We start from the raw sequence: 24572 nt of genomic DNA, 5'->3' as shown, positions 1-24572 counted from the left end.
TTATTGAAGCAAGATATTTTCTTGCTTCAAATCAGACAATTGATTAAAAATATCAAAACCTCCCTCCTTGAAGCAATAAATCAAACCAATGGGTTTAAATAATTCAATGATTTTTTGGGAATTAGGAGCTTGACTACCTATATAGACTTCAAAACTGCCTCCATTAGATGTAATTTTTTCCAAAACATTTAAATCCCATTCTCTTTTTTCAATCTTTTTTGTAGGTATTTGATAGTCTCTTAAAATAGAGTTTTTATAGGTCCTTACTATTATTTTATGATCAGAGATATCAATGATGGGAGAAATTAAAACAATTTTGTGTATCCTATACCCATTTTGTATTCTATCTATGGCATATTCAGTAGCCAAAAAACAACCATATCCAAATCCAACTACATCATATAGGCTTAAATCTTTTATAAAAAAATTTAATCCTTTTTCTTCCAAACCAAGGTAGAAGTCACCAAAAAATCTCATAAAATACTTTGTTTTATGGTATCAAATGTCAAAACTTCTTCTTCTAATAGTCTTTTTGAAATAATTGAGATCTCTTCTATATACTTTTCCAAAAAGTCCAACTGTTGCTCTTTTAAGTCTTTAAAGACTAGCTTTGTATCTTTTATCATATAAAATTCATACATCTTTTGTAAAATTTTTTCTATTTCTTGCAAATCCAATTGCCCTATAGTAAAAGTTTCTTTTTTGATTAATTTTAATCCGCAAATTCCACTTAAGTAGAATCTAGCTTGTTTTTCTAGCAAACTTTGAGATAAAACACCATTTTCATTTTGAATAAAGAAATCCAACACCAAAGAACATTTTTCAAATTCTAGTCCAAATATAACTGCACTTATACATTTTGAAGCCTGATATATACTCAACAATTCTTTTTGATAAGAATCCAGTTTAACAGGAAGTCTCTTACCCAAAAAAACCTTATCTTTTAAGGCCAAAACATCTTCCATTGTAATCTTTTCTTTTTTGTGTTTGAGGGCATATAAAGCACTTTCATTTACTAGGGTTGCAAGAGCTGCCCCACTAAAACCCACACAAAGTTTTGCAACTTCGTGAAGATCAAAATCAATTTTTTTATTTTTAAGATGCTTTTTTAGAATTTTTACTCTATCCTCAATACTGGGTAATTCAAGCAAAAGCTTTCTATCAAATCTACCACTGCGCAAAAGAGCTTCATCTAATACATTAATTTTATTGGTTGCACCAATTACAATAATCCCACTATTCTCATCAAAACCATCCATTTGAGTTAATAATTCATTGAGCGTTGCTTCTCTTTCATCACTTCTATTTTTATCTCTTGCCTTACCTACAGAATCAATCTCATCAATAAAAATAATAGAGGGAGCATTCTTTTTTGCACTTGAAAAAAGATCCCTTACTCTTTTTGCTCCCATTCCTGCATAAATTTGGACAAAAGATGATCCACTATGATAAAAAAATGGAACTCCTGCTTCATTTGCCATTGCTTTTGCAATCATGGTTTTTCCAATACCAGGAGGTCCAGAAAGTAAAACTCCCTTTGGCATCACAATATCCAATTTTTGATATCGTGATGGATTTTTTAGAAAGTCTATTAATTCTAATAGCTCTTCTTTAACTTCCTCAATTCCTGCGATATCATCAAAACTTACCTTTGAGGTCATAGGGGTATAGATATTATTTTGGCTTTTTTCTTCTCTTATAGTTTCTATCTTTCCTACCTCTTTTTGGGGTTTTTTGTATCTTCTGTAAAATAGAAGGAATCCTAAAATTAATGCTATAAAAAGTACTATAAAAAACAACGAACTATAATTTTGCTTTTCTTGTATCTTAAGATTTTTAATTAATTCATTATCAACAGCAAACTTAGGAATCTTATAGCATTCCTTATCAATATAAAAATATAAAAATGTTTCATCAGTTAAGACTTTTTTGATTGTTTTGTTTTGATTGATTATATTTTCCAATTCTTTAGTGTTTATAGGAGTTGTATAATCCCTTGTAAATAATATTATAGTTAGAATCCCCAATATAAAACAACTTATGATACTTATATAAAGACTATTCTTAAATCTCTGCATAATTGCCTTCTTCTCTTACTTCATAATCTTTAATCTCTAGCCAATTTCCTTGTATATTATTATGGCTTTTTATTACAATCCGATTAAAGAATTGATCTAAACCACTATAGTTTTCTTGCTTTTTGCTCTCAACTAAAACCCTTAAAACACTCTTTTTTTTCCTAAAAATAAGATTTTTTTGCTTAATGACTTTATTGAGATCATTAAGCCTTTCTTTAGCAGTTTTTTTATCCACAGTCATAGGCATTTTTGCTGATGGAGTATTATCTCTAGGAGAATAAATAAAAGGGTGTATGTGTGTAAGAGGCAGAGACTTTATATTCTTCAATGCCTCCTCCCATATTTCAGGAGTTTCATAAGGATGACCCACAATAAAATCACTACCAATTGCAAAACCTTTTTTTGCAATTTTTTCTAGTAAGATAAAATCAGTTTCTACCCTATTTTGTCTATTCATAATCTTAAGCATATCATTATGAGTATATTGTAATGCAATATGTAAATGTTTTTCTAATATGTCATCTTCAAGTAATTCTAAAAACTCCCCATTAATTTGGCTTGGCTCTAAGCTACCCACTCTTACACGCTTAATAGAATTATTTTTAGCAATTTCTTTAATTAATCTTGCAATATTGCTACCCAAGTCTCTACCATAACTCCCCACATTTGTTCCTGTTAATACAACCTCGCTAATACCTTTTTGAGCAAGTATATCAATCTGTTTGATAATATCCTCTTGTCTATAACTTCTAGCAATACCTCTTACACTGGGGATGATACAGTAGCTACAAGAAAAATCACAGCCCTCTTGTATTTTGATAAAAGCCCTAGATTTTTGGGAAAAATCACTAACTATTGTGCTGTCTAAGTGTTTTGTAGTTTCACTCTCTTGAATAAAAAAACGATCTTTTGAAAGCAAAAAATCATTAATCTTTTCTTTGTGAGAATGTCCAAAACTTCCAAATATTAAATCCTTGTCAAAAAGATTTTTAGCCTGTGTTTTTACACCACAGCCTGTAAAATATATCTTTTTTCCCTCACGCTTCATTTTATTTACATAACTTCTTACACCGCTATCTGCACCATTTGTAACGGTGCAAGAATTGACTATAATAATATCAGCATCATGCTCATTTTCTATGATAGAGAAATCTTTTAATTTTTCTATCATTACTTGTGTATCAAAGAAGTTTGTCCTACAACCAAAAGTTTTAAAAAAGACTTTCATTACTCCACCTCAATTGGATACATATTTGCTGTTTTGTTTCCAAACCCATCTGTTCCATCCTTAATAAGCTTTGTAGTGTTATATGCAATCCTGATATCTTGTTCTTTTAATAATCTTTCTATAATTTCCATAGAAATTACACTTCTAAGGCTTAGTGTTGCATAAGCATTGGTTTGATACCAAACTGAAATTCTTATTCCACTTCCATCAATAAGACTAAAAGTTTTTGGTTCTACATTAGAATTTCTTAAAGAATATTTATCACGCATTTTACTAAGTTGTTTTCTTGTTGTTTCGGTATAGCCTTTAGAATATTTTGTAGCCACTTCATTTGCAATCATACAAGCTTTTTGAATATTGCTATCAAATGTGATAACAAAATCAACCCCATCCCAAACTGTTTTCATCCCTCCGTGTGTATAGTTTGAAAACATTGTTGTAAAAATATAGTTATTTGGAATAAAAACTATTCTACCTGCTCTTCTATTATCTAAAAATGTTGTTAGCGTAACATCCTCATACAAGGTGATTCTAAGAACTGAAATATCTAAAACATCACCCACATAAATACATCCATCTTTACTAATTCTAATCCTATCACCAACATGAACACTCCCTCCAATGGTAATCACAAGCCAACCCAGCAAGCTCATAAATAAATCTTTCATAGCAATTGCCAAACCAGCAGAGGCAAAACCTAGTACAGCAATTAAATAAGTAACATTTTCCAAATAAGCAAAAAGAAGAATAAGTATAATGATTGTAATATTAAAGAAATTGATGATCTTTGAGGCCATATAGGCTCTTTCATTATCATGAATATATTTACGAGAAAAAACTTTTAAAATAAATGCAATCCCAAAACTTACCAAAATCACAATAGCAATATAAATAAGCTTAAAAATCTGATTTTTAATTTGTGTTGAGATTTTATTGACAATCTCTTGGCTTTCTTTTGTATAAATATCCACCGTAGTTTTTAAAATATCTTGAGCTGATTGCAATTCTAAAATTTTTGTTTGTGTCTGATATAGTTGTTTTTTTGAAGCTTTTTTATCAAGCTTATAGATTTCTTGTAAAAGCTTATATTTTGTGTTTAATATTTCAAGGGCATCATTTAGAGTTTGCTGTCTATATCCCAAATTTCTTTTTTGACTCTCTACCTTTTTGATAAAGCTAAAACCACCAACAATTGCAAATGGGTTGGTTACATTAACCACTTCACCAATTTCTGGTTTTTCAATCAAATCTTTAAATGGATTGTCCTTATATTGGCTTAAAAGCTCAAGTTGTTTTTGCAAAGTCTCAATTTGGGTTTCAAGTTGGTGTTTTTTAAAAGAACTATCAGGACTATTTGGCTGATTCTTGTTCTTTTTTAATTCCTTCTCTAAGGATTGAATTTGCATATAAACCTTATTGTAATTTTCAAAATTTGTATATTTTCGAATCCAAATATTTTCATTTGTTTGTATTTTTTGATCTAAATTTTGAATCTTTTTTTGCAATTCTTCAAGATCATCTTGTGAAAAAACAAATACCAATCCTAGTAATAGCAATAAAACCTTTTTCAACTAAACACCTCTAAGACTTCAAGTATAAAACTTTTTTTGATATCATCCATAACCAACACATCACCAATACCATTTGGGAGTACAAATCTAACCTTTTGATAATGGGTTTTTTTATCTAAAAAAAAGCTTTTATAAAAACTTTTTTGATTATAAATTTTGTATTGTATCAAGAGATGATATTTTTTTAACAACTCCTCTATTTTCTCTATTTCATTTTGTTTCAAAACTCCTATTTTGAGTGCCAAAAGATTTGCCATTTGCATACCAATAGCTACAGCTTCCCCGTGTAAAAATTGCACATAATTTGTCTCAAGTTCAATAGCATGGGCAAAGGTATGACCATAGTTTAGCCCTACTCTTATCCCTTCTTCTTTTTCATCCTTTTCTATTACTTTAGCTTTTAATTCAATACTTTTTTTAATAGCATATTGAAGATCTTTTTGAAGATAGAGATTGCTTTTAGTTAAAAAATCAAAAAAATCAGAATCAAAGCATACTGCTATTTTTATTATTTCTGCTATTCCTGCATTAATTTCTCTAGAAGAAAGAGAAGCTAAAAAAATAGGGCTGATATATACTTTCTTGGGTTGGTGGAAGATTCCTATAAGATTTTTTCCAAACTGCGTATTGATACCTGTCTTACCCCCAACAGAGGCATCTACTTGTGCAAGAAGAGTAGTAGGAATATTAATAAAATCAATTCCTCTTTGATAGATACCACTTGCAAACCCCACCATATCACTTATGGCACCTCCACCCAAAGCAATCATTAAGGACTTTCTATCTAACTGAAATTCAAAGGCTTTTTGTAATATCTCTTCAATACTAGAAAAATTTTTATGCTCTTCTCCATCTTTTAAAATACACTTAAAAACTTCACAATGACAGATTTTTGGCAAAACTAGAGATAAATAAAGTTCTCCCACCTTTTGGCTAGTTACAAGCAAAACCCTGCTGTATTTTTTTTGAAAATCTATTTTTAAGAAATCGCCAAATTCAATTTCATAGCCACAAGAATGGGATGTAAAATTAACAAGAAGCTTCTCACTCATCAACTTGTTCCAAGATAGGAATAAAAATTTGTGGATGATCATCTAGCATAAAAGAAATCTTTTCCACTTTTGTAGAAAGAGAGTTAAAGAATCTTCTGCCAGTGATGCACTTTTCAAATGGTAAAAAATGCAACATCGGGTCATCTTGTTCTTTGAGAAAAAGAATAGGATTCTTCGTCTTTGTTTTTACAAAAGTAACCTTTTTATCAAATATCCTTGATAAGCTTTCATAATCTTTTAAAACTTCATTTTGATAATGTTCATCTGGATCAAAATCATAAGCAATAATATTTAGTTTCATCTGTATTGCAACATCAAAGATAACTGCTGAAATATTTTCCCCCTTACTCATACCCTCATTAAAAACAACAATGCTATCTTTTAATAAATTCAAATCTTTATAACTTGTCTTAAATATAGGGATTCCACCATTAAATAGAGCCTTTCTAATTTTTCTTTGGATAAAAAACTCCTTTCCAATTACAGCAATCCCTATTTTTTTCTTTAAATCCTCTTGAAAACGCGCTAAAAAACTCGTATTTTTGTAATCAAATATCACTTCTACATTTGGATTATCCAATTCTTTAATCTTCTTTACTATGTCAAAATCACTTGGTTGTAGGACTATAATATAAAGCTTTGTGTTTTTAAGATGACGATGCAATAAAATTGCTTGATTAAGATCTCTCATCAGCTCATCAAAGCTCTGTAAAATCATATCAACATAAACATATACATCTTTTCCAAAAGGAGCAGGAAACTGACCAATATCGCTTCTAACTTGATGATAAACTTGGGTTAATACTTTAGGATCTCCAGCAATTAGCATTGTATCATTGGGTTGAATAACTAAAGAATATGTGCTTAATAAGAAATCATTCTGTCTATAAATCCCAACGATACGATAATTTTTTTGCTGAATAGATCCAATGTGACGATATGCAAAAACACTTCCAAAGGGAACAGTTATCTCCATTATTTCTCCTAATCCAAACCCAAAATTTTGGGGTGTTCTTGGAACATTTGGCAATTTAGAAGTCAATGCGCTAGAAAGCAGAATTGATTCATCAATGATAGAGATCCTATCATTATCCTTGTATTGCTGTGCTTCTTCTGCATTTTTTACATTAATGACAATATGAGCCCCAGTGTAAGTTTTTGTAACAATCTCACTAATTACTTCTTTTTCTTTAGCATCTTCCATAAAAATTAAAATATCACTAACTTCTGAATCAATAACATTTAAAAGTCTATAGGGAGAAGTTGGATCAAAAGTATAAAAATAAAAACCATTTGGTATTTCACTAGGAAGCATATTTCCATCTTTGGAAATTACGATATAAGTGTTGTTACTAAAATATTTTTCTAAGACATTTTGTAAAAATTTTTTTGCTACAATTCCATCGAGTATTAGAACGATTTTTTTCACCCAAGTTCCCCAATTATTAATATTAACAAAAATACCAAGATTATATCAAAATAAGGCTTAAAGATGATTTTTCAAGTAGATAATATTTCTCAAAATGCAAGAGCTACAACTATTAAGACTAAACACTCAACTATACACACTCCTGTCTTTATGCCAGTTGGAACCCAAGCTTGTGTAAAAGGTCTAGATTTTTCTGATCTAATCCTCCACCTTGATGCTAAAATCATATTAGCCAATACTTATCATCTTTACTTAAGACCATCCTCAGAAGTGATTAGAGATTTAAATGGATTGCATCATTTTACAAAGTATCCCTATAGTTTTTTAACAGATAGCGGAGGTTTTCAAGCCTTTAGTTTAAGTAAAAATATGAAAAAAGATCCCAATGGTATTGCCTTTAAATCTCATATTGATGGAAGCAAGCATTTCTTCACACCTCAAAAAGTTCTAGATATCCAATATAATTTAAATAGTGATATTATGATGGTTTTAGATGATCTTATTGGACTTCCATCCAATAAACAAAGAATTATGCAATCTGTGGATACCACGACAAGATGGGCAAAGGAAAGCCTTTTATATCACAAAAAACAACAAGAAAGGGGAATAGGCCTAGATAATAATTTATTTGCAATCATTCAAGGAGGAAATGATAAGGAACTGAGGGAAAAAAGTGCAAAAGAGCTTTGTGAATTGCTGGATTTTGATGGTTTTGCAATTGGTGGATTGGCTGTTGGAGAAAGTGCTCAAGAGATGTATGATTGCATTGATTATGTTAATGTTTTTATTCCTACCAATAAGCCAAGATACTTAATGGGAGTAGGAACCCCTGAAAATATTATTGAAGCAATTGATAGAGGGGTGGATATGTTTGATTGTGTGATGCCTAGTAGAAATGCAAGAAATGGTAGTTTATTCACTACCTTTGGAAAAGTTAATATTAAATCTTCCATTCACAAACTAGAAGACATTGCTATAGATGAAAACTGTCAATGCTACACCTGCAAAAATTTCTCAAGAGCTTATTTGCATCATTTATTTAGAGCCAATGAAATTACCTACTTCAGACTTGCAACATTGCATAATCTCCACTACTATATCACGCTTACAAGAAACGCAAGAGAAGCCATTTTAAATAATAAATGGCAGGATTTTAAGCATCAATTTTATGCAAATAGAATCTTATCTTAAAACCCTAGATAAGATTTTAGATCTAATAATCTTTCGCTCTCATAATCCAATGCTCTAATCACAATGACACCATTTGCATTCTTAGTAATTCCTGCATTTATCTTGGTGTCTTTTAACTTTTCATAAAGCAAGTCTATATCCTGATTCTTGTCCCAGATGATTAAATTTAAATAATGAGTGAATTTATTAAACATACACACACTGGTTAATTTCGTTTCTCTAGGATTTAAGGACATATTGTCAAAAAAAAGTAACTTTTCATTACAATAGATATGGCACCTTGAAATAAAATTTTTAAACTCAAAAATCTCTCCTCTACTTACCCTTCCTGCACAAAAAATCTCACCATAATGGAGTGTTGAATTTTCTTGCAAAAAAATACTTGTTGCATTTTCAAAATCTGAGTTTTTGAAGGGGATTGTAGGCAGCGGCGTATAATTTAAATACGCTTCATCTTCTAGAATAATTTTTGATTTCCTACTAGCTTTTCCATCTAAAGTATTATGTATCTTCTCATAACTTTGAGAAGTAAGTTTGATTTGACTTCCCGCCCCTATTTTTATATCAATTCTTTGCTTGTCATCTTTCATCAAACCAGCAGAAACTGATAAAAGCATAATGTTTGCAACATCTTCTTCATAAATAGGATTAATAATTTTTAAAGGTGGAGTAAAAAAAACATGTTCAATTACACTTTTTCCTCCAACTCCAAGCTTTGTTGTTAATTCCAAAATACTTTCTTGAGTATAATTGCTCATTAATTAAAACCCCTCTAAAAGAGCATATTTTTTAATCCAAGCAATAATCTCATCTATACCTTGCTTTTCTCTAATATTTGTAAAAATAAAGGGTTTTTCTCCTCTCATTTTTAAAGAATCTCTCTCCATTACCCCTAAATCAGCACCAACATAGGGAGCTAAGTCAATTTTATTAATAACAAGTAAGTCTGATCTTGTAATACCAGGACCACCTTTTCTAGGTATTTTATCTCCTTCTGCTACATCAATAACAAAAATACTAAAATCTGCCAATTCCGGACTAAAGGTAGCAGAAAGATTATCACCACCACTCTCTATTAATAATATTTCAAGGTCGGGGAATCTACGCATCATCTCCTCTACAGCCTCTAAATTCATTGACGCATCTTCTCTAATAGCTGTATGTGGGCATCCTCCAGTTTCTACCCCAATAATTCTATCTCTTGGCATTACAGAGTTCTTACTCATAAACTCTGCATCTTCTTTTGTATAAATATCATTTGTAATCACCCCCATAGAATAATCCTTGCTCATTAATCTTGTTAAGCATTCAATAAGGGCTGTTTTACCACTACCAACAGGACCACAAATACCAATTTTTACCATTTTTTCTCCTCTAATTTTATGACATATATAATCTTGAATAAAGTCTTTCGTGTTGCATTGCCTTGATATCATTATGGATACTTGCATTACAAAATAAATTATGATCAAGTGTTTTGAGTTTTTCATACACTTTATTGAATTCTTGATGCATTAAAGTTAGTATTGCCTGCCCATCATTTTGTGATAAAGGAATTGTTTTTACGCAATTTGTGACAATACCTGAAGTCTGTGCATACAAATAATGCTTGATTGCAACTTCCATATCCATATCATAAGAAACACAAAAACTTCCATAAGCAGTAGCATGAAAAGGATATAAAGTAGATTTTATATACTCCAAAAAGAAAGTATTAGATTCTAAGGGCATAGACTGAATAGTTTTAATAAATCTTGAACCTAACTTTATATAACCCTCTCGCAATTCCATTGGAGAGGTAGCAGCATTCATATATTCTTCAATCTTTAAAATCTTATTAAGATCCTTATTAGCATTATAAATAAGTTTAATTGCCAATAAATCTGTATAAAGCATTTGTGAATTTAGATTTGATTTTAAATATTCTAGAGCATCTTCTTTGTTTTTTACATAACCCAACTGAATATAACTTTCTAAGCCAAAAGATTGCGTATAGCTTCCTATGGGAAATAAAGAATCATTAATCTGTAGTAATAAAAAATCCATTATTATGCCTTTTTTGTTATTTTGACCTCAAAATTTTTACTAAGTTCTAATTTACTTTTAATCTCAGAATGAGGCATACTAACATTTAGCCTATTTTTAGAATCCAATACTGATTCCTTAATGCTATATTGTATTGCTAATTTATCCAATAAAACTTGCAGAGGAAACTCCAATGGGGTTTGCAACTCCATTGGATTGTCTCCAAAAAATAGTGGCATATGACGATTGCCTATTTCATAAGTAACTTTTGCAACATCAACAACATCTTGTAAAAAAATATAAAGCACTTTGACTGGTCTTATAGAAATAATAATCATAAAATCTTCATCTCTATAAAGTATATCTCCATCATTTATACCACTTTTTGGGATATCAGTAAGTCTCATTGCAATTTCTCGACCCTGCGATGTCCTCAGTCTTGCAATCTTTTTTCTTGTCTCATACCATTCAATCCAAACAATATCAATAGATACTTTTTTTGTATCCTTTTGTTCTTTTATATTTCCTAGGATGCGTTCTATAAGCATTAGTTCCAATATCCTGTTAGGATTAACCAAGAAGGAATCCAAGCTGTAAAGATTCCCTCAGCAATTGCTAAATAAGGAACAAACTTTAATTCTTTTTTTAAGACAGCTTCTACCCAACCTGTAAACCACAATACACCCCAAGCAATCCAAATATATGCAAATGCAATACCTTCTGCGGTGCCTTCAGCATAGCTTAGATATGCTGCTGGTATGGAATTAATTGCAACAAAAAGACTATACCAGCCAAAAGCCCTACCATCAAGTTTAAAGAGGTTGTTGCAGGCAACAAAAAGATAAGTAAAACCAAAAAGAAGACCTGTAGCAGCGGCATAAAAATCATTCTTTCCACCATCTCCAAAATCCCCATGAACAATCACTACAATATTTGCAATCACTGATAATAAACCGACAAAAATATTCATCACAGACACAGTCTTACCATCAATGTTTGAAATACGACAAATACCATTGTTAATTAAAACAATGGCAACATACATCAACACAATACCTAACATCTTCTCTCCTTAAACTAAAACAAGTTGTAAAGTTGTCCTAAGGCTACTTTATCCACAAATTTAGAAGTAACCTTCTTTCCATTGACTTTTACTTCATAAGTCTCAGGATCTACAAATATATCTGTAATCACATCATTAAATTTCATATCTTTCTTTGTAATATTTCTGCAATTTTTCACAGGCAAGACATTCCTATTTAGTCCTACTTGCTCTTTAATATTTGCATCAAAAGCTACTTTTGAAACAAAAGTCACAGCACAATCATATTTAGCACCACCTTGAGCACCAAACATATCTGTATAAACTACTGGTTCTGGAGTTGGAATTGAGGCATTTGCATCACCCATTTTAGAAGCTACAATCATTCCCCCCTTAATAATTACATCAGGTTTTACCCCAAACATACTTGGTTTCCAAAGAATTAAATCTGCAATTTTTCCAACTTCAATTGAACCTACATATTCTGAGATTCCATGAGCTATGGCAGGATTGATTGTGTATTTTGAAATAAATCTTTTAATTCTAAAATTATCATTATCTCCTTGTTCTTCTTCTAATCTACCAAATTCTTTTTTACACTTATCTGCTGTTTGCCAAGTTCTTGTGATAACTTCTCCTACTCTTCCCATTGCTTGAGAATCTGAACTTGTAATTGAGAAGATTCCCATATCATGAAGCGCATCTTCTGCAGCAATTGTTTCTGGTCTAATTCTACTATCTGCAAAAGCTACATCTTCTTTGATATTTTTATCTAAGTGATGGCATACCATCAACATATCCAAATGTTCATCTGCAGTATTTTTTGTAAAAGGAATAGTGGGATTTGTAGATGCTGGTAATATGTTTGCCTCACCTGCTGCTCTAATAATATCTGGGGCATGACCTCCACCAGCTCCTTCTGTATGAAATGTGTGAATAGTTCTTCCTCCAATTGCCTTAAGCGTATCTTCAACACAACCTGCTTCATTTAAAGTATCTGTGTGTATTGCTACTTGAATATCATATTTTTCTGCTACATTTAAGGAATGATTAATTGCTGCAGGAGTAGAACCCCAATCCTCATGCACTTTAAGTCCTAAAGCACCCATTTTAATCTGCTCGCTCAATGCTTCTTCATTTGAACTATTTCCTTTTCCAAAAAGTCCAATATTCATAGCATATTCTTCTGTAGCACGCAACATTTGCTTCATATTCCATTTTCCAGGAGTACAAGTTGTGGCAAATGTTCCTGCTGCAGGACCTGTTCCTCCACCAATCATTGTGGTAATTCCACTATAAAGAGCCGTTGGAATTTGTGTAGGAGAAATAAAATGAATATGTGTATCAATTCCACCCGCAGTGACAATCATTCCTTCCCCTGCAATTGCCTCTGTTCCTGTTCCTACGATAAGATTATTATCTACACCATCTTGAGTGTCTTTATTTCCAGCTTTACCAATACCAGCAATTTTTCCATCTTTTATACCAATGTCTGCTTTATAAATACCTGTATAATCAATCACCATAGCATTTGTAATAACCGCATCAAGCTCTTCTCCATTACTACTTACACTTTGTGCCATTCCATCCCGAATTGTCTTACCACCACCAAACTTAATTTCTTCTCCATATACTGTATAGTCTTTTTCAATTTCTGCAAAAAGTTCGGTATCTCCCAATCTTACTTTATCACCCACAGTGGGCCCATACATTGATGCATATTCTTTTCTTGAAATTTTTACCATCTTTTACTCCTTCAATTACTTTATAAAGCCTTTTTCTTGCGCTCTCTTTAATGCCCTTGCCTTGTTATCCTCATTGATTTGACCATTATTTAAATCATTAAAACCATAGATTCTTTGATTTCCACCAAAATCAATTAATCTTACTGTTTTGCTTTCACCAGGTTCAAATCTTACAGATGTTCCAGATGCAATATCTAGGCGCTTTCCATAAGCTTTTTCTCTATCAAAACTCAATAATTTATTGGTTTCAAAAAAATGAAAATGCGATCCAACTTGTATGGGTCTATCACCATTATTAACAACCTTTAATTCTATGGATTCTTTTGATTTGTTTAAAAGAATATCTTCATCTTTTAAAATATATTCCCCTGGGGTAAATTTTCCATTATCTTCAATAGGGCTGTGAACTGTAACAAGTTTTGTTCCATCTGTAAAACTCACTTCCACTTGTACTTCATGAATCATACTTGCAACTCCATCCATTACATCATCCGCTTTTAATATCTGTTTGCCATAACTCATTAACTCAGCAACACTCTTCTTGCCTTCTCTTGCCAACTCCATTATTTCCATACTAATCATGGCAACCGCTTCGACATAGTTCAGCTTGATTCCTCTTTCTTTACGCTTTTTGGCTAATTCGCCAGCATAATGAAGCATCATCTTGTCCATTTCTCTTGGGGTGAGTCTCATCTTTTCTCCTTTATTATAAAAATATTAGCGGCTAGTAGAATTGCTAATATTTTCATATTTAACTCTTTTTAGATCAACAGTTGATAAAAAATTGATAAAAAATTGATAATTTCTTAATATTATTTCAAATAGTTATTGTTTAATTCACAGGAAGGCTAATTTTATTGTATGCAACTAAATCCACCCTCCCCTATTAATGTTTCAATTATTATTCCAATCTTCAATGTAGAAAAATATCTTCGAAAATGTCTTGATAGCGTAATTTTACAGACTTTTAAAAATCTAGATATTATCCTTGTAAATGATGGAAGTACAGATAGAAGCTTGGAAATAGCCAAAGAGTATCTACAAAAAGATTCAAGAATCTTTCTCATTAATAAACCAAATGGCGGATTGTCTAGTGCTAGAAATATGGGTATAGAGTTTATTAAAACATTAACATTAAGAGAAGTTATAGAAAAAAAATTTACTATAGACAAAAAAGTGTTTTCACGGAAGAAAGCTTTTAGTTTTAATGAGGAGCTTGTAGAAATTCAATCATCTTTTATAAAAGCACATTTTAATTTAGTAAGTCCGCGATTTGTTGAAACTGATTTGATTGACAGCTCTTCTTTTATTTTGCAAGAGATGCCACAAAATTGTTATATCCATTTTTTAGATAGTGATGATAGTTTTGAGCTAGATTGTATTTATAATTGCATCAAGCCCTTATTGCAAGAAAAATATGATGTTATATGGCATAACTTTAATTATGTTGCAGAATCTACAGGTTCAAGTTTTCCAGAAAGGTGTCTGATAGATCCGCTAGATACTAAAATTTGGGACAATGGTAAAGAATATTTTTCTCAAGCAAAAAGTAGATATACGCCTTGGGTATGGAAGGGGATGTTTTTGGCTAAGAGATTGGATTTTTATACCTTGAGATTTCAATATGGCATTGATTATGAAGATTGCGATTTTGGGACAATCTTACTTCTTTTTAGTCAAAAAATTTATTTTAAAAATTTTATTGGAGTTAATTATTTAGTGAGGGCATCTTCTTTATCTCACTTCTCAAAAAAAGAAGAATTTCCAAAAAGAATGCCAATTTATTTAGAGGAACTAAGAGGTAATTTTGAGAGTTATTTTAACTTGAAAGTCTATTATAGTGCCTATTCTTATACAAAAATTATTGAAACTTTTTTTAATTTAATGAAGCTTCCAAATATAGATCAAGATCAAAAGGCAATTTTACTACAGCAAATCAAAGAATTTTTTGTCCTTGCAATCCAATACTTTTATATTTTTTATCCAAAACATACTAAAAAGTTCTTTAATAATGATCCAAAAAATATAAAGACCCTCTTTAAGAAGATAAAGACTATTAGAAGGTTGGCCTTATTTTTTCCAATTTATGTATTTATAGCTTTCACTCGTTGCTTTAAAGACTCTCTAATCAGAAAGGTTAAAAAAACATTGGAGCTATTACCTAAAAAATAACTTTATAATACTCCTGTAAAATATCTTCATATTTTATATCTAAAAACATCTCTGGATAGCTTTTCATAGCGATATATAGAGCAATTAGAGGTATTCTTGGTCCAGCTATATCCATTGCTGGTAATTTAAAAACCTGTTTATTTTTCACAGCTTTGAGTGTTTGTAATTGAGGATTGCTTAAAATATCTTTTACTTCATAGGGGCTTAGCCACCATAAAAAGATGATATCAGGATTTTCTACAATAAGATTTTCCAGATTTATTTCTCCTCTTCCTTGCTTGATATACCTTTCTCCAACATTATCTACCCCACCTTTTGATAAAATATCAGAATCTAAACTTTCTTTTCCGCTGACTTGATTGATTTTATGAAAAATCTCAATGGCTTTTTTCTTTTTTTGTTTTGGAACTCTTTTTTCAATCAATTCAAGAATTTCTTTCATTTTAGAAATCTTTACTTGCATCCCTTCTTGTTTATTAAAAATTTTTGCTTGAATTTGTATATCTCTTAAAACTTCATCAATCTTCTTGCTTTTTGCAGCAAAAAAGTTAATACCAAACTTCTTTGCAAATTCAATTGATTTAAGGTCAGCAGGATAGGTAATTACTAAATCCACTTGCATTTTTTTTAATTTTTCAATATCAATTCCTGCATAATGATCTGTTGGAAATTTTTGGATTTTATCAAGTGGAGCAGTCTGTTTTACTATATCATCATCAAAGGCATAGCTAGAAATTCCTACAACCTTATCCCAAATTTCAAGCATTGCAGGCATTTCAATATAGGTACTAAGATAAACAACCCTTTGTGGGACCTTTTCCAAATAGTGTTTTCCAAAAAAATCTTCATATTCAACACCAAAACAAAATAAAATAGTTCCAAAAAATAATATAAGTCTTTGCATCAATTTAAACTAAAATCTATATACAAGCTCTGCATTAATACCATTTGTATCAGGACTTCCAACATATTCAATAGCAAGTCCTAAATCTCTCATAAACATAAATTGAGCTCCCGCTAGAAAAGTTACAGGAAATTTATCGATTTTTGTGGTATATCCTGCAACCAATCCTCCTGTAATCTGACTCAGATCACTTCCCTTTGTTTCTCCAAAAAGTTGGATTCTTTGCACACCTGTATGTACTGTAAAAATACCATTATAGGTATAGCCAATCCTTGGGGCAATATACATATAGGGCTTTTCAACAAAACCTTTAATATTATTTTTTAAATCATCTAGTCTTACATATCCTCCAGAAATCATACAGGAGAGAAAGAATCCTTTATAGCCTATAGCTAGATTTGTTCCTGCCATCACTAAAAAGCCATCTAATTTATTACTGATAGTGCCAACATTAAAAGGTAATGAAAAACTTCCAATATTTTGACCAAGAATCTTGGTTGGCTCTGTAGTAATAGTGGCAGTTCCTACATTTGTACTTTGCTCAACACTTAAATAAGCAGTAGTAACAAAAATATTCATAAAAGGAAAAAGATACATATCTGCTTTAACACCCACAGCAGTTGTTTTAACATCCACTATTCCCTCAGAAAGATCCCATTTTTTAGACTTTCCGGCTCCTACTGCAGTATTGATTCCATCCCCAATACCACTTATGGTAGATTGACATAATCTACCTGCAATTGGACCCAGAGAGGAGCAAAGCCCCCCTAGCTCACTCTTAAATTTACCTCCAATGTCTCCCATTTTTCCATTAAATTCCACTACTCTATATCTCTCGTGTGTATAACTACCAATAAGGGAAACTCCTATAGGATTTGGTAGTGTTCCTGGCTGTATATTTAGCAAAGTTTGCAAGAAGGGTAAATATTTTGCTGTTTTTGGGACAGGTGTTTTAATTAAATATTTTACCTCTGTCACAGGAACGCTCTCCCTAGAGACCTGCAACTCTTTTTCCTTTTCAATAAGCTTTTCATAAGAAGTTTTTTTCTTCGACTCAAGAGCTTTTGAGACTTCCTCTTTTAACTCCCCTCCTTCCTCTTTATACTCTTCTTGATCAGTTTTTTGTAAAATATTGCTTTGCTTTGGGATATTTGAATCTGCTAATGCAATACCCCAACAAAATCCAAAGCATAGAAATATTTGACTTAAATTCTTCATACAAAACCCTAATATAAAAATTCTGATATCTAATATTTTTTTACTTAATTCTTATCAACTATTAACTTAAAGCAAGTATTCTACTAGATTTTTTGGATTTTGCTCTTATTTTATAGATATTTTAAAAGAATTTGCCACCAAACTCAACAAAAAAACTAGCTCCAGGACCACGATAGTAATCATAATATTTTTCATTTGTAAAGTTTAAAAAACTTAGTGAAATATAATTTTTATTTTTAAATTCATACCCTAATTTGAGATTAAAAATAACCCTTTCTGTAACATTATTAAATGCAAGTTTTGGAGGTATGTTTTTGATACTTGTAAAAGCACCACTTTGAGCTCTCATCTGCAAACTACCATAAAATCCTTGATCTTCACCATAGTTTAAAGAAAGTCCTCCCATATGTCTAGGAATTGAAGCAAGCTGATTTCCATTAAATTCCGGATTTTGAGGATCTTTTAGTAAAATTGCTCTTGTATATGTATAATTGGCGCTTAAAGATAGAGCCTTATAAATTTTTTGTTCTAACTCAATTTCCACACCATTAAATCTACTTCGACCACCATTTCTATTTACAAAAGGATCATCTTGTGTTCCTGCCCCACTCTTATAAATTGCATTATACATTTCAGTTTGATAGTAATAAACTTTTACTATGCCTCCATAAGGATTTCTTTGCTCAATCCCTATATCAAACTGCAAACCATATTCTGGAGAAAGTGTGGGATTTGAAATTTGGTAATCGCCATCGTGAGAATGTGCAAACATTTGCCTTGTATTAGGTGCTCTAAAAGCTATACCAATTGAACCTTTTAGAGTTGTATATTTCCAAGGGTTGTAATTGATTGCAAATTTTGGTGATGGAAAAAATTTATTTGTGCTATCAAATTTTTGTAAGCTCGGGTCAATTGCGGTATGATCAAAAGTACTCATATTAAAATTTTTCCAATAATCCAATCTTAAACCCAAATTTGTAGAGAGATATTGATTCCATTTTGCTTGCCAATTTGCAAAGGCTGCTAGAGTGTAAGCTGCACTTGTGTCCCTAGCATAAGTCCCATCATAATATTTCCAAAATTGTTGTGCGGCAAAATCACTCACATAATTTCTTTCATTGATGGAGGTCATTATTCTTGCTTGAAAACCACTTACAATGGAATGTTTTTCATTCATTTGATTAGAATAGACAATGTCTAAATAATTGCTTGAAGCAAAATTATCTGAACTACTTCCCCTGCCCCCAAATACATAAGATTGATGTCCTTGAGTTATAGCATCTTGACCTGATACCTTGTCTGTACAATTTGCTCCATTACAACCATCATTCCAATAATTAATTAGATTAACACTTGCCAATACAACATTTAAGAAAGATGTATCATTAAAATAATGTTTGTGAGAAAGAGAACCTACAATATTATATTCTTGTCTAAATCCTCCCCAGCCAGTTCCAATGAAAGGATTATAATAACCAGTAGTTTTTGCCCCATCTGAAGATTGATTTAAAGTTGTCTCATATCCAAATATTGTTCCATTAGAAGAATTTTTAAGATAAGAGATGGGATCATGTTGATTTTCTGAAATTGTAGAGACATTAAAAGTAAAGCTTGTGGTATCAGCATCATTCCAATCATATTCTAGTTTTACTCTAGCATCTTGTGTAAGATAAGCTGTTCTTCCAATCCATCCTACCATCATACCATTTTGCAATGCAGTTCCATCAGTCAATGTAGCATTTGCAGTGGCACCAGAAGGTAGTTTTGCAGTGGCAGGAACTCTGTAAGCACCTTCTGAAGTAGTAAAAGCATAACTTGCTCTAACTCTTAAGCGATTTTCCAAAAATACATTACCTAGGCTAATATATCCCTTAATTAGATTTTTCTCCGCACCATTTTTGACAATTTCATTGCCATATCCAATAGTGGCTTGACCTTCAAGTTTTGTTGGCATCTTGGTAATAAAATTAATTACACCTCCAACACCTCCGGTTCCATATAAACTTGAAAAAGCCCCTCTTACAATTTCTACCCTATCAATATCATAAGGACTGATAGATTGCAAGATTCTTATCTCGCCTTCTAAATCATTTAAAATTACACCATCCAACATAAGAATTGTTCCATAAGGAATTCCTCGCATAAAGACTTGAGGGCGTCCGTTATAACCAATCTCTTTATCTATTCTAACACCAGCTACTTTTCCAATCACATCACTCATTTGCTTGGAAGCTTGTAGTCTAATTTGCTTTTGATCTACTGTACTAATGTTACCAGGTGCCTCTGTAATTAGCGTGGGCATTCTATTTGAGGTTTCTACAATTGCATCCAACTCTTTTTGCTCTTCTTGTGCACAAGCAAGAGCAAAAAGAGATAAAAAAAACACTCCCTTATATCCACTCATAAACAATCCTTTAGTTTCGTATTATTTTTTTGATGAAAAATAATACTACCATAAAAACGAATGATATGACATTAATGTGATAAAATCCATATTATGATTTGTGTATTTGATATTGAAACAGTTCCAAATGTTGCATTGCTTAGGCAGTTTCTAGGTCAAGAAGAAACCAATGATTTAATACTTTGTCAAAAAGCTTTTGAGCTTCAAAAAGAAAAAACAGGTAGTGAGTTTTTACCCATAAATTTACATAAAATCGTAGCAATTTCAAGCGTAATTGCAGATGATTATGGTCGTTTCATTAAAGTTGGTAATTTTGGAAGAGATGATGATGAAAAATCTATCATTGGAGATTTTCTTGCTTTTATTGATCGAAAAAATCCAAAACTGGTAAGTTATAATGGAAGGAATTTTGATATTCCTACAATAATGCTAAGAGCAATGTTTTATAATCTTTCTGCAACGGCATATTATGAAAATGATAATCCTCAATTTAATAAAAATAAATGGGAAAATTATCGTCAAAGATATAGTGAGAGATTTCATACAGATTTACTAGATGCATTAAGCCACTTTGGGAGTATCAGGGGAATGAAACTTGATGATATCTGCGTAATGCTTAATCTACCCGGGAAATATGATATAAGTGGGGATTTTGTGCATCAAATTTATTATGAAGATAATAACGATCTTGCAGAAAAACTAAAAAGGATTCAAGATTACTGCCAGAGTGATGTTTTAAACACCTATTGGCTTTATTTAAAATATGAGCTTCTCAAGGGGGCTTTAACTCTTCAAGATTATTATTCGATTTTAGAAGATTTTTCCTCTAAAATTCCTAATGACAAGCCTTATTGGGGTATTTTTACCTCTATGATTTCTAAAGAATTAGAGAACATAGGCTGAATTTAAACCTTAAATACATTAAAAACTCTCTTCTATATATGAATTACTCAATAAAGTTAGATACTATTGCTACAATAATTTAGCCTAAAGGAGTTATATCGTGGATACAATTACTTTAAAAAATCCTCTAGATATGCATTTGCATTTAAGAGAAGGAGAGATCTTAGAATCTGTATTACCATTTAGCGCGGATAGATTCCTAGGTGGTGTAGTAATGCCAAATTTAAAACAACCTCTTACAAATGCCAATCTTGCAGATAATTATTATCAAGAAATAAAAAGACTTGCAAAAGATTTTTATCCAATTATGAGTATCTATCTTAATCAAGAGTTAAATCAAAAAGAATTGGAAAAAGCACTTGAAAAGGGATTTAAAGTCTTAAAGCTTTATCCCAAAGGTTCTACTACAAATTCTTCCAATGGTGTTGAAGATATATTAGATGATGGGGTTTTAAAAATCTTAGAGATTGCGCAAGATTTAGGTTTTATTTTGAGTATTCATGGTGAAAGCAATGGTTTTAGCCTAGATAGAGAGTATGAGTTTTTAAAAGTATTTGAAAAACTATCTAAAAATTTTCCAAAATTAAAGATTATTTTAGAGCATATGAGTGATCATAGAAGCATTCAAGCCTTAGAAAACTTTGAGAATCTCTATGCAACACTGACTTTGCATCATATTACTATGGACCTAGATGACCTTTTGGGAAAAGGCTTAAATCCTCATTATTTTTGCAAGCCTATTCTCAAGACCCCAAAAGACAAAGAAATGCTTCTAGAGCTTGCGCTTCAAGCGCACCCTAAGGTATCTTTTGGTTCAGATAGTGCTCCACATCTTTTAAGTAAAAAATTATGTGAAAATAGCTCTGCTGGAATTTTTTCTGCTCCCTATCTACTTGAAAGTCTTGTAGAGCTTTTTGAAAAGCATAATGCTTTGGATAATTTACAAAGTTTTGTCAGCGACAATGCGATAAAAAACTATAATTTAAGTTTTAAAAATACAAAACTTGTTAAACTAATCAAGCAACCAACTATCATTCCTAGTGAAATTTCTATAGGCAATGACAGAATTATTCCTCTAAATTGTGGAAAAACTTTACAATGGAAATTGGCCTAACAACTAACAAATTCTAGGAAGCAATTCCCCTTGTGGAAGATCTAAAAATCTTTTGCTTCCCCAGGCATTTTGCAATATTACTCTTGGGAATTGTGTTTGTTTTTGGATAACTTTTCCAATAATACTTGCATTTTTTCCATCACTATGGGATTGAAGCATTTCTAAGACCTGATTTGCATATCTTTGAGGCAAGGCTATTACACAAACCCCCTCATTTGCCAAAGCATAGGCTTCAAGTCCTAAAATCTCGCAAATACCCCTTACTTCATTACTAATTCTAATTGCCTCCTCTTGGATTAAAATATCCATTTGAGAAGATTGAGCCCATTCGTTTAAAACAGATGCTAATCCGCCTCTTGTAGCATCTCTTATTGTATGAATTTTTATTTCATTATTTTTTAAGATGTTCTCAAGTAGTCCATAAAGTTGTTTGCAATCACTTTGAATATTTGAAGTAATGCCTAAATCATTTCTTTCACAAAAAATAACGCTACCGTGATTTCCAATATCACTACTTAAAATAATTACATCCTCTTCTTGAAGATTTTGGATGCTAATATCACAAATAACCTCCCCAATCGCAGTAGTATTAATAAAGATTTTATCCACACTGCCCTTACCAACCACCTTGGTATCAGCAGATAAAATTTTTAAGTTGGTTTGAGCTAATTCCTTTTGCATTGACTCTAAAATCTTCTCTAACACAGAAATTTCAAGCCCTTCCTCCATAATAAATCCTAAGGTTACAAATCTAGGAATAGCACCCATCATTACTACATCATTACTACTTCCACAAATACTAAGCTTTCCTATATCTCCTCCAGAAAAAAATAAAGGACTTACCACAAAAGAATCTGTACTAACTACATATTTCTTAGAGTTTGCATCAAACACTCCCCCATCTTCCCCTTGACTTACAAAAAAACTTCCTAGATACTTCAAAAAAATCTTTTCAATTAATTCATTTGTTTGTGCCCCACCACTACCGTGTGCAATCTGTATTGTTTGCATTTTGATACCTTTTTTTTGTAATATTGCCATCAAATAATACAAGAAAAAATAGAATATTATGAGAGTAGCAATTCAATTAGTTCCCATTATCGTTTTATTTTTGATGAGTGGATGTTCATCTGTATTTGATATAAAACCCAATCAAAGTTATAATTTCCTCCAAGGTAAAAAAGTTCTTTTATCCAAACAAAAGGATTCTGAGGTAAGGCTTGAAATTGCACAAGATGTATATATTCAAAACACTCCTTTTATGCTTTTAATTACTGCTAAAGCAAAAGATATTATTTTTGATTTTAATCATATTAAGCTATTGCAAGATAATGACACTATCTTACCTCTTGCTCCAAAAGAAATACTTTCAAGTGGCTATAATTTCAAAAATAGTCTTGAAAATTTCAATATTCCCACCCCTCCTATAGCTTCTTCTCAAAGATCAAATATTTTTTTTACTTTATATGGCGGTATCTTTTTTCTTAATAATAACGATGATCTCTATTTTAAAGAATCTGAATTTAGTAGAAAAATTCTTCTTTCTAACTATTTAAAGAAAACAACCTTAAATACAGATAATTTTTTAGGTGGGTTTGTTGTATTTCTTCCAAAGAAAATAATAGATAATAAAACATTTAAAATTGAAGTTGTTGTCGGTGAAGACAAGCACTACTTTAGCTTTGAGCTTACTTCAAAAGAATCAAAGAAGCACGACGCCCAATAAGTTATGGATCGCTAAAAAAAGTATTTTATTTTCTCAGCAACAAAAAAATAATCTTACTATCCATTTTAGACTGAATTAAAACTTATAAAATTCTAAAACTTTCTTTTCCCTCTCCTACCACCACTTAATAGGAGTCTATTATAAATATACTAAAACTTTCAAAGTATATTGTCGCATTGTTTGTCATGTTAAGTTATTAAAGATTTGTTTTATAAAAAAATCTTTGAAAAGAAAAATTAAGTGGTGGCAAGAGAAGGAAAGTTCTCTTTATTTTAAAGAACATTGATGCATTGCATCTTTTAGTTTTTCTATGTTTTTCTATCTGATAAATAACCCTAACTCTGATGAGAGTTAGGGTTTAAAACTTATTCCACTACAATCACATTAGCATTTGAATTTAATTCTTTTAATATGCCTTGCATTTGATCTTTTTGTTTTGATGCATCCTGCTCACTGTTAAATGGACCTACTAGATAAACTTTAGAATTTCCTTTATTTTGAACTCTAAGATCTTTTATTTTCTTTAGAGTATTTTCTTCTTTTTTAGAGAGCTTATCTTTTTCAAATACTTGTAGATAAAATCCTTTGGTTGGTGCCATTTCTTTAATAGATTCTACTTGCTTAATTTCTGTTGTAGAAACCCCATTATATGGAGTATATTTGGAAGAACCAAAGCTATATCTATATCAAAGATTTACTTGATAATCTGTAATAATCTTTCCTCCAAAACTTCTTTCAAAATCAAAATAGATTCGATGATTGTCTTTAAT

Annotated in this window: 23 protein-coding genes; 5 read left to right on the top strand and 18 right to left on the bottom strand. The window is 31.2% G+C overall.

Going from position 1 to position 24572, the window contains the following annotated elements; genetic code table 11:
- From C6H31_RS04050 to C6H31_RS04025, 6 genes are read right to left on the bottom strand one after another with little or no spacing between them, the layout of a single operon-like run.
- Nucleotides 1-477 (bottom strand): hypothetical protein, encoded by a 477-nt coding sequence (locus C6H31_RS04050; protein ID WP_104697543.1) that lies wholly within the window; start codon nt 475-477, stop codon nt 1-3.
- Entirely contained in the window at nt 474-2078 is a 1605-nt protein-coding gene (locus C6H31_RS04045; protein WP_104697542.1) for an AAA family ATPase, read from the bottom strand. The genes C6H31_RS04050 and C6H31_RS04045 overlap by 4 nt, the downstream gene beginning before the upstream one ends.
- Nucleotides 2065-3306, bottom strand: coding sequence for a tRNA (N(6)-L-threonylcarbamoyladenosine(37)-C(2))-methylthiotransferase MtaB (gene mtaB / locus C6H31_RS04040; protein ID WP_104697541.1), 1242 nt, complete (start codon nt 3304-3306; stop codon nt 2065-2067). The genes C6H31_RS04045 and mtaB overlap by 14 nt, the downstream gene beginning before the upstream one ends.
- Nucleotides 3306-4877 carry a mechanosensitive ion channel domain-containing protein gene (locus C6H31_RS04035; RefSeq protein WP_104697540.1) on the bottom strand — a complete coding sequence of 524 codons (1572 nt, stop codon included), beginning with the start codon at nt 4875-4877 and terminating at the stop codon, nt 3306-3308. The genes mtaB and C6H31_RS04035 overlap by 1 nt, the downstream gene beginning before the upstream one ends.
- Nucleotides 4874-5929, bottom strand: a complete 1056-nt coding sequence (gene aroB, locus C6H31_RS04030) for a 3-dehydroquinate synthase (RefSeq protein WP_104697539.1) — start codon at nt 5927-5929, stop codon at nt 4874-4876. The genes C6H31_RS04035 and aroB overlap by 4 nt, the downstream gene beginning before the upstream one ends.
- The gene (locus tag C6H31_RS04025; protein WP_104697538.1) at nt 5922-7358 is read right to left on the bottom strand and encodes a COG3400 family protein; all 1437 of its coding nucleotides are present in this window, start codon (nt 7356-7358) and stop codon (nt 5922-5924) included. The genes aroB and C6H31_RS04025 overlap by 8 nt, the downstream gene beginning before the upstream one ends.
- A gap of 63 nt (nt 7359-7421) precedes the next feature.
- On the opposite strand from C6H31_RS04025, the gene tgt reads away from it, so the two are divergent.
- Entirely contained in the window at nt 7422-8549 is a 1128-nt protein-coding gene (gene tgt / locus C6H31_RS04020) for a tRNA guanosine(34) transglycosylase Tgt (RefSeq protein WP_104697537.1), read from the top strand.
- On the opposite strand, the gene C6H31_RS04015 is transcribed toward tgt, so the two are convergent.
- Genes C6H31_RS04015 through ureA form a run of 7 tightly spaced genes read right to left on the bottom strand, consistent with a single transcriptional unit; the run spans nt 8546 to nt 14054 of the window.
- Nucleotides 8546-9307 carry an urease accessory protein UreD gene (locus tag C6H31_RS04015; protein WP_104697536.1) on the bottom strand — a complete coding sequence of 254 codons (762 nt, stop codon included), beginning with the start codon at nt 9305-9307 and terminating at the stop codon, nt 8546-8548. The two genes, tgt and C6H31_RS04015, sit on opposite strands and share 4 nt — an antisense overlap.
- 3 nt (nt 9308-9310) lie before the next feature.
- Nucleotides 9311-9913 carry an urease accessory protein UreG gene (gene ureG / locus C6H31_RS04010; protein ID WP_104697535.1) on the bottom strand — a complete coding sequence of 201 codons (603 nt, stop codon included), beginning with the start codon at nt 9911-9913 and terminating at the stop codon, nt 9311-9313.
- Nucleotides 9914-9929: 16 nt separating this feature from the next.
- The gene (locus tag C6H31_RS04005) at nt 9930-10595 is read right to left on the bottom strand and encodes an urease accessory protein UreF (RefSeq protein WP_104697534.1); all 666 of its coding nucleotides are present in this window, start codon (nt 10593-10595) and stop codon (nt 9930-9932) included.
- 2 nt (nt 10596-10597) lie between these two features.
- On the bottom strand, nt 10598-11122 hold the full coding sequence (gene ureE, locus C6H31_RS04000) for an urease accessory protein UreE (protein WP_104697533.1): 525 nt from the start codon (nt 11120-11122) through the stop codon (nt 10598-10600).
- A complete protein-coding gene (locus C6H31_RS03995) occupies nt 11122-11637 on the bottom strand; it encodes an AmiS/UreI family transporter (protein ID WP_104697532.1) in 516 nt (171 codons plus the stop codon). Before C6H31_RS03995 ends, ureE begins: the two co-directional genes overlap by 1 nt.
- A 14-nt stretch (nt 11638-11651) precedes the next feature.
- On the bottom strand, nt 11652-13361 hold the full coding sequence (gene ureB / locus C6H31_RS03990) for an urease subunit beta (RefSeq protein WP_104697531.1): 1710 nt from the start codon (nt 13359-13361) through the stop codon (nt 11652-11654).
- 15 nt (nt 13362-13376) lie between these two features.
- On the bottom strand, nt 13377-14054 hold the full coding sequence (gene ureA / locus C6H31_RS03985; RefSeq protein ID WP_104697530.1) for an urease subunit alpha: 678 nt from the start codon (nt 14052-14054) through the stop codon (nt 13377-13379).
- 168 nt (nt 14055-14222) lie between these two features.
- Here ureA and C6H31_RS03980 point away from each other — a divergent pair, with 168 nt between their 5' ends.
- Entirely contained in the window at nt 14223-15533 is a 1311-nt protein-coding gene (locus C6H31_RS03980; RefSeq protein WP_104697529.1) for a glycosyltransferase family 2 protein, read from the top strand.
- Here the strand turns inward: C6H31_RS03980 and C6H31_RS03975 are convergent.
- The 3 genes from C6H31_RS03975 to C6H31_RS03965 all read right to left on the bottom strand — a co-directional run bounded on the left by C6H31_RS03975 (nt 15523) and on the right by C6H31_RS03965 (nt 20059).
- Entirely contained in the window at nt 15523-16437 is a 915-nt protein-coding gene (locus C6H31_RS03975; protein WP_104697528.1) for an ABC transporter substrate-binding protein, read from the bottom strand. The genes C6H31_RS03980 and C6H31_RS03975 overlap by 11 nt on opposite strands.
- A gap of 9 nt (nt 16438-16446) precedes the next feature.
- On the bottom strand, nt 16447-17655 hold the full coding sequence (locus C6H31_RS03970; RefSeq protein WP_104697527.1) for a hypothetical protein: 1209 nt from the start codon (nt 17653-17655) through the stop codon (nt 16447-16449).
- A gap of 121 nt (nt 17656-17776) precedes the next feature.
- On the bottom strand, nt 17777-20059 hold the full coding sequence (locus tag C6H31_RS03965; RefSeq protein ID WP_104697526.1) for a TonB-dependent receptor: 2283 nt from the start codon (nt 20057-20059) through the stop codon (nt 17777-17779).
- A gap of 93 nt (nt 20060-20152) precedes the next feature.
- Between C6H31_RS03965 and C6H31_RS03960 the strand changes: the two genes are divergently transcribed.
- Both C6H31_RS03960 and pyrC read left to right on the top strand, forming a co-directional pair.
- The gene (locus C6H31_RS03960; protein ID WP_104697525.1) at nt 20153-20962 is read left to right on the top strand and encodes a 3'-5' exonuclease; all 810 of its coding nucleotides are present in this window, start codon (nt 20153-20155) and stop codon (nt 20960-20962) included.
- Between the two features lie 100 nt (nt 20963-21062).
- The gene (pyrC, locus tag C6H31_RS03955; RefSeq protein WP_104697524.1) at nt 21063-22076 is read left to right on the top strand and encodes a dihydroorotase; all 1014 of its coding nucleotides are present in this window, start codon (nt 21063-21065) and stop codon (nt 22074-22076) included.
- A 3-nt stretch (nt 22077-22079) separates the two neighbouring features.
- Here pyrC and hypE read toward each other — a convergent pair whose 3' ends face one another.
- Nucleotides 22080-23087, bottom strand: coding sequence for a hydrogenase expression/formation protein HypE (gene hypE, locus C6H31_RS03950; RefSeq protein WP_104697523.1), 1008 nt, complete (start codon nt 23085-23087; stop codon nt 22080-22082).
- Between the two features lie 58 nt (nt 23088-23145).
- Here hypE and C6H31_RS03945 point away from each other — a divergent pair, with 58 nt between their 5' ends.
- Nucleotides 23146-23802: a hypothetical protein gene (locus C6H31_RS03945; protein WP_104697522.1), complete on the top strand. Its 657-nt coding sequence runs from the start codon at nt 23146-23148 to the stop codon at nt 23800-23802.
- Between the two features lie 365 nt (nt 23803-24167).
- On the opposite strand, the gene C6H31_RS03940 is transcribed toward C6H31_RS03945, so the two are convergent.
- Nucleotides 24168-24401, bottom strand: a complete 234-nt coding sequence (locus tag C6H31_RS03940; RefSeq protein ID WP_104697521.1) for a hypothetical protein — start codon at nt 24399-24401, stop codon at nt 24168-24170.
- Nucleotides 24402-24572: the final 171 nt, after the last annotated feature.

It is taken from the genome of Helicobacter sp. 'house sparrow 1', assembly GCF_900199585.1.
Classification (GTDB): Bacteria; Campylobacterota; Campylobacteria; order Campylobacterales; family Helicobacteraceae; genus Helicobacter_H.
The sequence above is the reverse complement of the archived record's forward strand: the minus strand, read 5'-3'. Positions and strand labels throughout refer to the sequence as shown.